The 13,466-nt window shown below is 66.1% G+C and carries 14 protein-coding genes; 4 read left to right on the top strand and 10 right to left on the bottom strand.

Annotated elements, in window-relative coordinates:
• Positions 1-177: 177 nt before the first annotated feature.
• The gene (locus C493_RS04995; RefSeq protein WP_007258323.1) at positions 178-996 is read right to left on the bottom strand and encodes an HFX_2341 family transcriptional regulator domain-containing protein; all 819 of its coding nucleotides are present in this window, start codon (positions 994-996) and stop codon (positions 178-180) included.
• A gap of 141 nt (positions 997-1,137) precedes the next feature.
• On the opposite strand from C493_RS04995, the gene C493_RS04990 reads away from it, so the two are divergent.
• On the top strand, positions 1,138-1,821 hold the full coding sequence (locus tag C493_RS04990) for an HAD family hydrolase (protein WP_007258322.1): 684 nt from the start codon (positions 1,138-1,140) through the stop codon (positions 1,819-1,821).
• Positions 1,822-1,927: 106 nt separating this feature from the next.
• Here the strand turns inward: C493_RS04990 and C493_RS04985 are convergent, their stop codons facing one another.
• On the bottom strand, positions 1,928-2,461 hold the full coding sequence (locus C493_RS04985; RefSeq protein WP_007258321.1) for a hypothetical protein: 534 nt from the start codon (positions 2,459-2,461) through the stop codon (positions 1,928-1,930).
• A gap of 64 nt (positions 2,462-2,525) precedes the next feature.
• Positions 2,526-3,098 carry a SprT family zinc-dependent metalloprotease gene (locus C493_RS04980; protein WP_007258320.1) on the bottom strand — a complete coding sequence of 191 codons (573 nt, stop codon included), beginning with the start codon at positions 3,096-3,098 and terminating at the stop codon, positions 2,526-2,528.
• A 185-nt stretch (positions 3,099-3,283) separates the two neighbouring features.
• Between C493_RS04980 and C493_RS04975 the strand changes: the two genes are divergently transcribed.
• Positions 3,284-4,297 carry a phosphorylase family protein gene (locus C493_RS04975; protein WP_049889140.1) on the top strand — a complete coding sequence of 338 codons (1,014 nt, stop codon included), beginning with the start codon at positions 3,284-3,286 and terminating at the stop codon, positions 4,295-4,297.
• A 177-nt stretch (positions 4,298-4,474) separates the two neighbouring features.
• Here C493_RS04975 and C493_RS04970 read toward each other — a convergent pair whose 3' ends face one another.
• From C493_RS04970 to trpC, 4 genes are read right to left on the bottom strand one after another with little or no spacing between them, the layout of a single operon-like run.
• Positions 4,475-5,269: a 2-amino-3,7-dideoxy-D-threo-hept-6-ulosonate synthase gene (locus tag C493_RS04970; protein WP_007258318.1), complete on the bottom strand. Its 795-nt coding sequence runs from the start codon at positions 5,267-5,269 to the stop codon at positions 4,475-4,477.
• Positions 5,270-5,319: 50 nt separating this feature from the next.
• A complete protein-coding gene (gene trpA / locus C493_RS04965; protein ID WP_007258317.1) occupies positions 5,320-6,231 on the bottom strand; it encodes a tryptophan synthase subunit alpha in 912 nt (303 codons plus the stop codon).
• On the bottom strand, positions 6,228-7,499 hold the full coding sequence (gene trpB, locus C493_RS04960; RefSeq protein ID WP_007258316.1) for a tryptophan synthase subunit beta: 1,272 nt from the start codon (positions 7,497-7,499) through the stop codon (positions 6,228-6,230). Before trpB ends, trpA begins: the two co-directional genes overlap by 4 nt.
• A gap of 37 nt (positions 7,500-7,536) precedes the next feature.
• On the bottom strand, positions 7,537-8,376 hold the full coding sequence (trpC, locus tag C493_RS04955) for an indole-3-glycerol phosphate synthase (RefSeq protein WP_007258315.1): 840 nt from the start codon (positions 8,374-8,376) through the stop codon (positions 7,537-7,539).
• Between the two features lie 221 nt (positions 8,377-8,597).
• Between trpC and C493_RS04950 the strand changes: the two genes are divergently transcribed.
• A complete protein-coding gene (locus tag C493_RS04950; protein WP_007258314.1) occupies positions 8,598-9,068 on the top strand; it encodes an MGMT family protein in 471 nt (156 codons plus the stop codon).
• 22 nt (positions 9,069-9,090) lie between these two features.
• On the opposite strand, the gene C493_RS04945 is transcribed toward C493_RS04950, so the two are convergent.
• From C493_RS04945 to lonB, 3 genes are read right to left on the bottom strand one after another with little or no spacing between them, the layout of a single operon-like run.
• The gene (locus tag C493_RS04945) at positions 9,091-9,444 is read right to left on the bottom strand and encodes a hypothetical protein (protein WP_007258313.1); all 354 of its coding nucleotides are present in this window, start codon (positions 9,442-9,444) and stop codon (positions 9,091-9,093) included.
• A 25-nt stretch (positions 9,445-9,469) separates the two neighbouring features.
• Positions 9,470-10,474 carry a CPBP family intramembrane glutamic endopeptidase gene (locus tag C493_RS04940; RefSeq protein WP_007258312.1) on the bottom strand — a complete coding sequence of 335 codons (1,005 nt, stop codon included), beginning with the start codon at positions 10,472-10,474 and terminating at the stop codon, positions 9,470-9,472.
• A 6-nt stretch (positions 10,475-10,480) separates the two neighbouring features.
• Positions 10,481-12,712, bottom strand: coding sequence for an ATP-dependent protease LonB (lonB, locus tag C493_RS04935; protein ID WP_007258311.1), 2,232 nt, complete (start codon positions 12,710-12,712; stop codon positions 10,481-10,483).
• A 270-nt stretch (positions 12,713-12,982) separates the two neighbouring features.
• On the opposite strand from lonB, the gene C493_RS04930 reads away from it, so the two are divergent.
• A partial coding sequence (locus C493_RS04930) for a nicotinamide-nucleotide adenylyltransferase (protein WP_007258310.1) occupies positions 12,983-13,466 on the top strand: 484 nt, incomplete at its 3' end.

The raw sequence follows: 13,466 nt of genomic DNA, 5'->3' as shown, positions 1-13,466 counted from the left end.
ACACCGATGGCTCGCTCTTCCACCCGCTGGCGCTTCGGCCCTCCCACACCGATGGCTCGCTCTTCCACCCGCTGGCGCTTCGGCCCTCCATCCGCCGACGCTTCCGCCCGCCACCCATTTTCGCCTCACCCTCCACTTCTTGGCGGCAACTCGGCTATCGTCTCCGTTCTCGAGTGGTCACTCCAACTCGTCGTCGAGTTCGGCGAGCTTGTGTTTGAACGCCCGGTAGGCGTTCTCGCCGCGCTCGGTGAGTTCGACGACTCGACGGCGGCCGACCGACTCGATCGTCACGTAGCCGTCGGCCTCGAGGGGCTCGAGAACGTGCGTATCGAGGACGCGGAAAGCCCCTTTGTCCTCGCCGCCGCGCTCCTCGGGGGGTCGACGGTCGGCCATAAACGAGAGGTTCCGGTCGCGGGCGTACTCGATCAGGTCCTTCTTTTTCGGCGCCGAGGTCCGGGCCTCGTGATAGCCCTCCCAGTCGTCTGGCTCGGCGAGAAACCCCATGATCGCGACCTGGTCGGGCGTCGGCGAGTCGATCGGATACGTCGGGAGCTGCTCGGTGGCGGCGAGGCCGGTCGAGATCGGTTCGCGTCTTCCCTCGTGGGCGTACTCGTCTGGCTCGACGTAGTAGGCGTGAGCGTCCGTCGAGACGTCCATACACGCCATCGTCGCACCGATCGCGGGGATCGTCCCCGCGCCGGAGACGTTGACCGAAACGGTGTCGTCGGCGTGGTTGGCGGCGATCGTCGTCACGTCGCCGAGGACGGCGTAGACGTCCGTCAGATCGCACTCTCGCACCCTGACCTCGGGAACGATCGACTCGAGTTCCGCCCGGAGCTCGTCGTGGTAGTCGGCCTCGCCGGTTCGCGTCCCCGGATTCGTGCCGTCGTCCTCGAGGAGGTAGACGAGGTCGGCCCGCTGTTCCCGGATGGGGTCGACGATCCGATCGTACTCGTAGCCCAGCGGCACGATGTGTACTCGTTTCACGACGTTCATACATCGAAAGAATCGTGCGCGAAAATAATGGCTACGGTCGCCGCCGAGACGCGGTGTTGCTCCGCGTGCGATCTCGGTTCGGTGCGGCCCGCAGACCCGCGTCGAAACGTTAAGAACGTCGCCGCTACTATCTCGAGACAGATGGCCGCATACGACGCGATCTGTTTCGACCTCGATCGCACCCTCTGTGAGTCGACCCAGCAGCCGGCGGCGCTGCTCGAGTCGACGTTCGACCGCGCCGGCGTCGAGCCATTCTGTACGCCGGCGGACCTGCGAGCGGCGCTGCCGACGTTGCCGACGGCCGAAACGGATCGCGAGTTCTACGAACACCTCTTTTCGGCGGTCACGACCCGCGCCGACGCCGACGTCGATTCCGCGCTCGCGCCGACGCTCGCCGAGCACTACCTCGAGATACAGGATCCGACCGCCGTCGAGTTCCGTCCCGGCGCGGCGGCCGCCCTCGAGCGCGCCCGTGAGATCGGTCCCGTCGGCCTCATCACCAACGGCGGTCGACCGACCCAGACGCAGAAACTCGAGTCGCTCGGCATCGCCGACGCCTTCGACGTCCGCGTGTTCACCGAGCCGAGCGCGGGGATCTTCCCGAAACCCGACGCGGCGCCCTTCGAGTACGCCCTGTCGAAACTCGACGCGAGCCCCGAGGCGACGATTCACGTCGGCGACTCCCTGCACGCCGACATCGCCGGCGCCAACGCGATGGGGATCGACTCGGCGTGGATCGATGCCGGCCACGACGCGCTCGACGGCGCGAGCCACGAGCCGACCTACCAGTTGTCGTCGCTCGAGGGCTTCGACGCGATCGTCTAGTCGGCGCGGTATCGGGGAGAACTATAGTAGTCAGTGAAACGATTCACACGCCGATCGCGACGGCATCCCGCGATCGGGTGTGCATTGACTTTCACTGACTACTATCTCACTCGTCGTGGAGCAGGTCCGTGTGCACGACGGCGCGGTACTGGTCGCTCGTCGCGTCCTCGAGTCGCTTGAGCAGCGCCGTTCCCGCGGCGAACTCCTCGGGGAGTTCGAACTCGTCGTTCGCGTCGTCGTCGCGTTGCTTGCAGCGCTTGACGAACGAGACCAGCGTTGGGTACGTCCCGGGCAGGGCATAGACGACGCCGAGGTCGTCGGTCAGTCGCTCGTCCCAGTGGTCGATGATGCGCTCGGTCTCGCGGCGGGGCTTTCGCTGCTGTTCCGTCAGCTCCTCGGCGTCGATCTCGGACTCGCCGAGGACGTCGTCGAAGACCGACTGCAACTCCTCGGCGTCGCCCTCGAGGGCGGGCGCCTCGGCTTCGGCCTCGAGCAACGCGCGAAAGCCGTCGATTTCGGCTCGGCGAGCGGCGACCGGATAGACGAAGTCGTGGGTCGATTTCGGCAGCTTGTACGAACGACCCTCGACCCCCTGTTCGCCGGGCTGGGACTGGCCCAGCATCAACTCGAGTATTCCCATACTTGAAAGAGACAGGGGGAGTCGAATAAGTGTTCCGTGGCCGTCTCGAGGCGGAGACGGTGAGTTACCAGCGCTTTCCGAGCGCCGCCTTCGCCCCGCCGAACCCGCTCGCGGTCGTCCAGGTGCGGCCGCTGTCGACGTGTTCGACCTCGATATCGCTGCCACAGCGTCCACAGCGGTAGCCGCCCGGCGCCTTCACGGGCTTCGAAGCGCGGTGGCGGCCGGCCGACCAGTCACAGTCCGCGCCGAGACAGCGAAGCGCGTACCGCGGCTCCGCGAACGTCTCGCAGTACCGCGGCGCATCGAGCGTCGCCGCCAGGTCGTGAAAGCGCTCGCCGTGGCCCGACTCGCCGAACTGCTGGTACTCCCAGGCGTGGACCAGCTCGTGGCGGACGACGCCGGCGAACGTCTCCCAGTCGTAGCGCTCGTAGGCCTGACGCGTAAGGACGATCGTCGCCACCTCGTCGGCGCGGTTCCAGCGGCACGCGCCCGCCCGACGCCGCGCGCGGGTCGTCACCGTCCACTCGAGAGCGTTGCGATCGATCTCGAGGTCGTGCTCGGAAATAACCTCTCGAGCGTGAATCCGCGCTCGAGCGACGATCTCGTCGTCGATCGTCGGGTCGTCCGCGTCGGTCACGGCCGGGAGGACGAACGCGACGCTCGAAGGTGTTGTGGTTCCGTCGTCGTGGCGAGCCGTTCGAAATCGAGCGCGAACGGACCGTCACGGGTTGTGACGGACTGCGACGGACTGCAACGGACCGCCGACGAACCGACGACCGGACGGTTAACAACCCTGCGCGACCGTCTGCCACGTACCCGAGTATGACCGCGGACACTGACTCTCTGCCGACGCCTCGAGCCCCCGATCCGACCGATCCGCTGTGCCCCGCCGCGGTGGTGCTCACCGCCGCGTTCGAAGCGCCACTCGACGAGCGCCGGCCGTGGCTCGAGCGCCACGAGATCGCGGACGCGATCGAGGTTCCGGGCGCCGAGACGCCCCTCTACGTAACCGATTCGGACGTCGCGATCACGACGACCGGGATCGGCAAGAGCGACGCGGCGACGACCGTCACCGCGTTGCTCGCGAATCCGGGACTCGACCTCGAGTCGGCGTACGTCCTCTCGTGTGGGATCGCGGGCTCGTCGCCCGCAACGACCGCGCTGGGATCGGTCGCGATCGCGGACGCGGTCGTCGACTGGGACCGCAAGCACCGGTGGGATCGGGGCGCGTCCGACGAATCGAACGAGGGGCCGACCGCAGGCGGCGACACCCACGACGGCAACGACGATGACGACAGCGACGCAGACGCACGCCCAATCGACCGCCTCGCGTACCGCCCGCGGGAGTACGTCCACCGCCTCGAAGAATCCGTCGTCGACCGCGCCCTGGGGGCCGCTCGCGGGGTCGAACTCCGGACGGACGACGAGACTCTCGCGTATCAGCGACGGTACCCCGACGCGCCCGACTCGGGGCCGACGATCGAACGCGGGACGACCGTCTGCGGCGACGAGTTCTGGCACGGGCCGCGATACGCCCGCGAGGTGCGGTGGCTCTGCGAGCAGTACGACGCGACGCCGTACGTCACCACGCAGATGGAAGACGCCGCGACGGCGACCGCCCTCGAGCGGTTCGGGCTCCGCGACCGGTACCTGAGCGTGCGCGCCGTCTCCAACTACGACCGGCCGGCACCCGGCGAATCGGTCACCGAGAGCTTCGACGGCGATTCCTCGAGTCTCGAGCTGGCGATCGACAACGCCGAACGCGTCGGCCGTGCGGTCGTCGACGCCCTCGTCGGTCGGGATCCGCTCGACCTCGTCGACAACGGGACGGCGTGATCGGTCACCACTCCTCGTTCAGAGTGTATTGGGGGTCGTTCGACGAGCGACGACCGCCTCGGGGGTGAGAGACCGCGAGCGAGACGGGCGGTCGGACGGTCGGTGTGAGTGCTGAAGTACGAAAACGAAACGTGGTCGAGAAGACTGGCCGGCGTATCGCCCCGAGTTCGCGGTCCGTTACGCTTCGATCGCCAGTCCGGCTTTCGCCAGCGCTTCTTCGACGGGGAGGTCGTGGTGGACGACGCCGGCGACGGCGTTCGCGATCGCTTCGGGGTTCTCGTGCTGGAAGATCGATCGGCCCATCGAGACGCCGGCGCCGCCGGCGTCCATCGCGCCGCGGACCATCTCGATCGTCTCGCGGTCGGTGCCTCGAGAGCCACCGGCGATGACGACCGGAAGCCGGGTCGACTCACAGACGTGTTCGAAGCTCTCGGCGTCGCCGCTGTAGCCGGTCTTGACGATGTCGGCGCCGAGTTCTTCGGCGAGGCGAACGGCGTGGCCGAGCGCTTCGGGGTCTTCGGGATCGACGTCAGGGCCGCGGGCGTAGGCCATCGCGAGGACGGGGATGCCGAAGCGTCGGGCGGTGGCCGTTACCTCGGAAAGCTGGGTGAGCTGGTCCGGCTCGTGGTTCGAGCCGACGTTGATGTGAAACGAAACGGCGTCGGCGCCCGCTCGGATAGCCTCCTCGACGGTGCCGGTCAGCCGTTTATCGTTCTCGTCCGGCCCGATCGAGGTCGAGCCGTTGAGGTGGACGATGTAACCTTTGCCGTTCTTGTGCTCGTGGACGCGCGGGGCGACGCCCTTCTGCGTGAGGACGGCGTCGGCGCCGCCGCGGGTCACGGCGTCGATGGTCGATTCGATGTCTTTGAGTCCGTCGACGGCACCCAGTGTGATGCCGTGGTCCATCGGGACGATGACGTAGGAGTCGTTCGTCCCGATGCGATCGAGTCGCGCGTCGATTCCTGTGGTCATTGCGGGAGTGTAGCAAGCAGGCGGTTATGTCTGTTCTGGTTCCGGTCCATCTACCGTTCGCTCGGCGACGTCGCCGCGGTCTCGCCGACTGATTCGACCGCATTATCGTCCGCTCCTCGGATGGCGCCTCGTTTGAGCTCTTCTGCCTTGGCCTCGAGGGCGGCCGCGGGATCGTCGCTGCTCGCGATGAGATCGATGAGCGCGCTGCCGACGATGACGCCGTCGGCGCCGGCCTCGATGATCTCCGCGGCGTGGTCGCCCTCGCTGACGCCGAAGCCGACGGCCTTGGGGACGTCGTACTCCGAGAGGCGCGCGAGGCTGTCGTGAGTCGCACCCGAGACGTCCGCGCGGGCGCCGGTCGTCCCCAGTCGGGCCTGCACGTAGGCGAACCCGGACACCTGCGACATGATCCGATCCAGGCGCTCGCCCTCGGTCGTCGGCGCGACGATGAACACGAGGTCGAGCCCGTAGTCGTCGCAGGCCTCGCGCAGCGGATCTGCCTCCTCGGCGGGGAGATCAGGGACGATGATGCCCGAGAGGCCGGCTTCGGCGCCGCGTTCGACGAACGGCCGCACGTCGGGTTTGTTCGACGGTTCCGCGTCGCTCTCCGAGGCGCGTGACGCCTCGCTCGAGCCGTACTGGAGGATCATGTTGTAGTAGGTCATCACCAGCAGCGGCGCCTCGGTCTCGAGGTCGTCGACCAGGTCGAAAAAGCCCTCGGGGGTCGTTCCCGCGTCCAGAGCGCGGTTGATCGCGGCCTGAATCGTCGGCCCTTCGGCGATCGGTTCCGAAAACGGGAGTCCGAGTTCGATCAAGTCCGAGCCGCCCCGATCCAGCGCCTCGACGTACTCCTTGGTCTCCTCGAGGGAGGGGTCGCCCGCCGTGATGTACGTAATGAGGGCGGGGTGGTTCTCGCGGATGGCGGCCTCGATGTCGCTGTCAGTCGTCCCTTCTTGGCTCATGAATCGAACACCTCCACGTCCGGCGCCGCCTCGAGGTCACGCTTCTCGGTCTCCTCGAGCACCGTCTCTAAGTCCTTATCGCCGCGGCCGGAGACGTTGACGACGACGAGATCGCCGAGTTCCTCGTGGGCCTCCTCGAGGAATCCGAGCGCGTGACTCGACTCCAACGCCGGGATAATCCCCTCGAGATTCGAGAGTCGGTGGAAGCCGTTGAGCGCGGCCTCGTCGCCGACGCTGACCGGCGTCACGCGTCCCGTTTCGACGAGGTGGGAGAGCTCGGGACCCACCCCCGCGTAATCCAGCCCCGCGCTGACGCTGTGCGATTCCATGATCTGGCCTTCCTCGCTCTGGAGGAGCTTGGTCATCGCGCCGTGGAGCACGCCGTCGGTGCCCGTCGAGAGCGTCGCGGAGTTCGGCGCGACGGCGTTCTCAGCGTCGATCTCGAGGCTCGAGCCGCCGGCCTCGACGGCGATGAGGTCGACGTCCTCGTCGGGAACGAACTTGTGGAACGTCCCCATCGTGTTCGAGCCACCGCCGGCACAGGCGACGACGCTGTCGGGGAGCCGGCCGGCCTGCTCCTGAATCTGTGCGCGAGCCTCGCGGCCGATGACGGCCTGGAAGTCGCGGACGAGCTTCGGGAACGGGTGGGGCCCGACGATCGAACCGATGACGTAGTGAGTCGTCTCGACGGTCGTCGCCCAGTCGCGCATCGTCTCGTTGATCGCCTCCTTTAAGGTTCCGCTGCCGGCTTCGACGGGGTTGACCTCGGCGCCGTTCATCCGCATCCGGTAGACGTTCGGGCGCTGTCGGTTGACGTCCGTCCGACCCATGTAGATCTCGCAGGGCATATCGAGGTGGGCCGCAGCCATCGCGGTCGCCGTGCCGTGCTGGCCGGCGCCGGTCTCGGCGACGATCCGTTCTTTGCCCATATACTTCGCGAGGAGGACCTGTCCGAGCGCGTTGTTCAGTTTGTGGGCGCCGCCGTGGACGAGATCCTCCCGCTTGAGGTAGATCTCGCGGCCGTAGCGCTCGCTCAGCCGGTCCGCGCGCTGCAGCGGCGTCGGTCTGCCGCCGAAGTCGCGCATCCGCTCGCGGAACTCGTCCATGAAGCCGTCCTCGTTTTCGAGGACGTACCGTTCGTAGGCGTCCTCGAGTTCCTGTACCGCGGGCATCAGGGCCTCGGGGACGTACTGGCCGCCGTAGTCGCCGAAGGTAGCTTCGCTGTTTCGCTCCCGGTTGCGTTCGGTTTCGTGGTTGCTCGTGCTCATTGATCGTCTCCGTCGATGTGTGTCGCTGCTCGGTCGGTCATGTGGTGGACTCCCCGGTCGCCTCGACCAATCGCCGCGTGTTTTCCGTGACGTCGCTGTCGCCAGCGCCGTGGTCCATGATGGCGCTGCCGACGAGCAAGGCGTCGGCGCCCGCCTCGCGCATCCGCCGGACGTCCGCGGGCGAAGACACGCCGCTTTCGGCGATCAGCGTCACCTCGTCCGGAACGTTGCTCGCGGTTTCACCGTTCGCTTCATCGAGACGTGTCATACGTCTCGCATGGGGACTCACGGACTCGAAGGTTTCGAGGTCCACCTCGAGTTTCGCCAGATCCCGGTTGTTCACGCCGACGATCTCCGCGCCGGCCTCGAGGGCGGTCTCGAGTTCCGCACGGTCGTGGACCTCGACGAGCGGCTGGAACCCGCGCTCGCGGGCGGCGGCGATCAGTTCCTCGAGATCGTCCACGAACCGCACGATCAACAGGAGGAGGTCGGCTTCGACGACGTCCATCTGGGCCTCGCGGACGACGAAGTCCTTCCGAAGGACGGGCACGTCGACCGCCTCGCGGATCCGGGTCAACGATTCGGGCGAGCCGCCGAAGTGACTCGGCTCCGTGAGCACCGAGATCGCCGTCGCGCCGCCGGCGACCATCGCCTCGGCCAGTTCGACGGGATCGTCGTCTCGCGTTCCGTCGGCGGTCGGACTTGTCGGCTTTACCTCCGCGATCACCGGCACGCGGCCGTCGGCTTCCGCCGCCGCGATCGCGTCGGGCAGGGATCGCGCGTCCACGTCGACGACGTCCTCGGCGTCGGCCGTCCGATCTCGGGCGGCCTCGAGGATCGACGCCACCGCGGGCGCGAGATCCGTATCGGAGTTCATTGTTGTACATCGACGTACTCATGTGTACAAAAGCCTTGCGTCATTCGCGTGCGCTCGGGCTGGTGGCGCGGGCTCCGAGCCGTCACGAACCGCCACAATGGGCCGACCCCGCTCGAAACTCCGCCGAATCGCTCCACCGGCCGTACTCGGTCCGCAGTCTCGAGGGCGGTCGCGCGGACGCGACCGGCGATTATTCAAGCCCCTGTCCCCAAGGCCACGGCATGGACGACGTCACGGACGCCGGAATTTACGTGCGGGAATCGTCGTATCTCGATCGATACGTCCAGTTCGGCGCCGCGAGCGGGCGCGTGCTCAGCGTGTCGTTTCCGACGGCGCCCGACGACGACGCCGACGACGACCACCCCGTCCTCGACCAGATTTTCGAGTACCTCGACGGTCTCGAGGAGGTCCACTTCGACGAGATTCAGATCGCACTGACGGTGCCGACCGACCAGCGGGCGGTCCTGGAGCACGTTCGGCAGATTCCCTACGGCGACCAGGTCGACGTCGATACCCTCGCACGGATGACGCCGGAACTTGACCACAAGGACGAGGACGATCTCATTCTCGCCCGAACCGCGCTGGACGAGAATCCGGCGCCGCTTCTCATCCCCGACCACCGCGTTCGCGACGGCCCCAGCGCCGCACCGCCGTCGGTCGAACAGAAACTGCGCTCGCTCGAAGGGTTGTAGATCGACTCGTACGACTCGAGTGTTACGTCGCGTACCACACCACGTAGATATAACAGCCGATGCCGACGAAGACGGCGAGCGACGACGCGATGTCGAACGCCAGCGTTCGGGTGAAGAGGTACGCGAACTGGAGCGCACCGCCGAGAACGAGTGCGACGGCGCCGGTTACTGCGACCGCCGAACGATCCGCGGCGTCGGCCTGCAGATAGAGGGCCGCGCCGACGCCGATTGCAATCACGCCGAAGACGAACTCCGTGGCGAGCAGCGCAATCTCATCGCCGCTGAACTGGGCGTAGGCGAACAGCGCGAAATAGAACACGATACCCAGGAAAATCGCCCGGTAGACCGATTCCGATATCTCGTCGAGTCCGTTCATACCACCACCGAGCGAAGCGGTCACCTTAGCTTTCGAGGGTTTCCGCCCAGTCGACGCCGACGCCCTCGTGGACGGCGAACTCGAGGGCGTTGATGAGGTAGTGGGCGACGACGACGACGAGGAAGCTGCCGGTGACGATGAAGAGTGCAGCGAGGACGAAGCCGAGGACGCCCGTTACGACGACCCCAACGGAGCCCTGCATCCCGTGCCCGACGGCGAACGCGACCGACGAAACGACCGCGAGAAGCCACGGGTCGACGCCGAAGCCGGCCGAAACGGCGCCGATCATCGCGGCCCGAAAGAGCAGTTCCTCGAAGACGGCGATGATCGGAAGCACGAACAGCAAGAGTACCAGCCAGCCCCTCGTTGAGTCGGGTGCCAGCAGCTCTCGCAACTGTTCGTCGTGATCGAAACCGAATCGCGTCGCCGCGGCCGCACCGACCTCGTTGGCGACGTAGAGGGCGAGTCCGGCGACGGTCCCCCAGAGCAGCCCCTGCTCGAGGTACGCCCACGAGAACTCGATTCCCAGCGCGTCGGCCGGAATCGCGGTGTAAATCGCCGCTCCGATCAGCACGAGCGCGAACAGGCCCTGCGAGAGCGCGACGTTCGCCAGCAGTTCGCCGGTCGAGAGTTCCGCGGGATCGATTTCGTCTCGCCGCTGGGAGCGAGTGAGATCCGCGTCGGCTTTCGTTCGTGGTCCGGCGTCGCCGACCTCGGCCCGCGATTCGACTTCGGTGTTTTCGGCCGCCGCCCCTCTCGACTCGAGGTCGGAGTTGGTGTCGGAATCCGTGTTGGAGTCGGTGCCGTAATCGGTTTCGAAGTCGGAATCGATCCCCGGCCGATCCTCGCTAATCGGTGCCGATTCGGCACTACGGCCGGCGTCACGACGCTGGGACGACCCGGAGGCGAAATCGGACTCGGAAGCAGCACCGTCGCCGTCGGCGAACGCACTCTGCGTGAGATGCGACAGTACCAATAATAGCACGAGGACGACGCCCGTAATGCCGACGAACGTCGTCCACTGAGTCATCGGTCGTTACTGCGGACTCGGGTTCGAGCCGCTGCCGACGGCGCTCTGGTTGCCCTCGAACGCCGATCCGGTGATCTGCTTGAGGCGGTCGACCAGCGAGTCCTTCTTCGGTTCGCCCTCGAGGGCGACGTCCAGGACTTCGCTGATGTTCGAACACGGGATGATCTCGACCATCTCCTCGTACTCCTCTTCGATCATCACGTCCTGTTCGTTGGCCTTCGGGATGATGACCTTGTCACAGCCGGCCTTGGCGGCGGCCTCGATCTTGTGGGTGACCCCGCCGACCGGGAGCACGTCGCCTCGAACCGACAGCGAGCCGGTCATCGCGATCGACTGATCGACCGGGATGTCCTCGAGGGCGGAGATGACGGCCGTCGCCACCGTGATGGAGGCGGAGTCGCCGTCGACGCCCTGTTGGCCGGCCTGGACGAACTGGATGTGGATGTCCTTCTCCGAGAGGTTCACGTCGGAGAACTTCTTGATGATCGCCGAGACGTTCTGGACGGATTCCTCGGCCATCTCCTTTAACTGTCCCGTCGCGATGACCTGACCCTGTCCCTGTGCGGGGGCGATCTCGGCCATGACGGGCAGCATGATCCCGGAGTCTTCGCCCATGACGGCGAGGCCGTTGACGCGGCCCTCGACGCCGTCCTGGGTGACCTGCAGCTCGTAGTCCTTGCGGCGCTCGATGTAGTCGTCGGCGAGCTGTTGCTCGATCGAGCGCGAGCGGCGTTTGGCCTGCAGGACGTGATCGCGGGTCGTGTGATCCTTGTCCTCGGCGCGGGCGATGTCGCCGGCGACGCGGACCAGGCCACCGAGGCTGCGGAAGTGCAGCGTCAGGTGGTTCTTCCGACCGGAGCGCCGTTTGGCCTCGAGGATGAGTTCCTCGACGGCCTCGCGCTCGAAGTGAGGGAGACGCCCGTCGCGTTCGACCTCCTGGGCGATAAAGCGGGCGTACTTCCGGCGCATCTCGGGGGTGTCCTCGATGGTGTCCTCCATATAGACCTCGTACCCGTACCCCTTGACGCGGTTGCGCAGCGCGGGGTGCATGTTCTCCATCGCGTCCAGGTTCCCCGCGGCGATCATGATGAAGTCACAGGGGACGGGCTCGGTCTGGACCATCGCGCCCGAGGAGCGCTCGGACTGGCCCGTGATGGCGAACTCGCCCTCCTGGATCGCAGTCATCAGCTTCTGCTGGGTGCGGACGTCTAAGGTGTTGATCTCGTCGACGAACAACACGCCCTTGTTGGACTTGTGGATCGAGCCCGGTTCGACGCGGTCGTGGCTCGGCGTTTCCATGCCGCCAGACTGGAACGGGTCGTGGCGGACGTCGCCGAGCAGTGCGCCGGCGTGGGCGCCGGTCGCGTCCTCGAAGGGTGCCTGGCGCTGATCGCCGTTGTTGACGATCATGTTCGGCACCATCGCGTCCGTGCCGCGGGAGGTGTACCGGAAGATCAGCCAGATGATACCCGCGACGAGGATCCCGAGCAGGATGTTGCCTGCCATCAGGATCGCGTACGCGAGCACGATCGCGATGATGATCCACATCAGGATCGAGCGCATCTGGTTGCGCTTTCGCGCTTCCTCCTTGTGGGCATCGACGATCTGTTCGCCTTTCCCCGCCGGGACGGTGCGGACCTTCGGCGCGTTGCCGTCGTCCGGGTTGTGGTAGACTAAGACGTCCTGCAGATCTTCCTGTGGCAACAGCTGGCTCATCGCCTTCGCCAGCATCGACTTCCCCGTCCCCGGGGAGCCGATCATCATCACGTGACGGCGCTGCTTTGCCGCCTTGATGATGATGTCCCGCGCTTCGTCCTGGCCGATGACCTGATCGACGAGTCGGTCGGGAACCTCGATATCCGACGTTGTGTCGACTTTAAGTCCACCGAGGAGGTCGTCTTCGGCGTTCTCCTCGTCGATTTCGACGCCCGGATCGACGTCGACCGTACTGCCGAGGTCGTCGACGGTTTCGATGTCGTCGTCGTCCTCGGTTGACTCCGGTTCGAACTCGTCGATCGGATCGTCGAACTCGTCTCCGTCGTCGACGTCGTCACGACGGTCACCGTCCGATTCCGGCGGCGACCGCTCTCCCTGACGGTCAGATTCCGGCTCCGACTCTCGTCCCTGCTGCTCGCGCTCCTGGGACTGAGAGCGGGCCGGCGACTGGGACTGCTCCTCGTCAGTCCCAGCGTCTGCGCCGTCTTCGGGAGGGTCGTCAACGTTCGTATCGTTACTCATAGAACTCTGTTCAGTATCTGATTCGAAGGGATTGGGACTGATATACTTTCTCCATGCGGAGTATGGTGGCACCGCCTGAAACCCGGTTACACAGCGCTCGAGGGAGCCGATTGGAAATTCGGCCGGTTGTTCTCGAGCGGTGAGAATGTACACACACTATGAGGGTCTCCACCTTCGGTTCGCGAACCGCTGTCTGAGCGCGGGTTTCGCCGACGACGCTCGTTTCCGAGACTCGCCACACTTAAGCGTACCGACCGAACAGGTTCCGGTATGACACGGGGGTTCTACATCGGCCGGTTTCAGCCCTTCCACAACGGTCATCTGAGCATGGTCGAACAGATCGCCGAGGACGTCGACGAACTCGTACTCGGGATCGGAAGCGCCGACGACTCACACACCGTTCGGAACCCGTTTACGGCCGGCGAGCGGATCATGATGATCACGAAGTCACTCGTCGAGTACGATCTGGTGACCTACGCCGTCCCGATCGAGGACCTCGAGCGAAACTCCGTCTGGGTGAGCCACGTCCAGAGCATGAGCCCCGACTTCGAGGTCGCCTACTCGAACAACCCGCTGGTCATCCAGCTGTTTCGGGAGGCCGATATCGAGATCCGCCAGTCGCCGATGTTCAACCGCGACGTCCTCGAGGGCACCGAAGTCCGCGAGCGGATGATCACCGGCGGCGACTGGGAGACGCTGGTCCCCGAACCGGTCGTCGAGCTGTCTCTTATACACATCTCTGAGCGGGCTGGCA

It is taken from the genome of Natronolimnohabitans innermongolicus JCM 12255, assembly GCF_000337215.1.
Lineage (GTDB): Archaea > Halobacteriota > Halobacteria > Halobacteriales > Natrialbaceae > Natronolimnohabitans > Natronolimnohabitans innermongolicus.
This window is presented reverse-complemented; position numbering and strand designations above follow the sequence as displayed.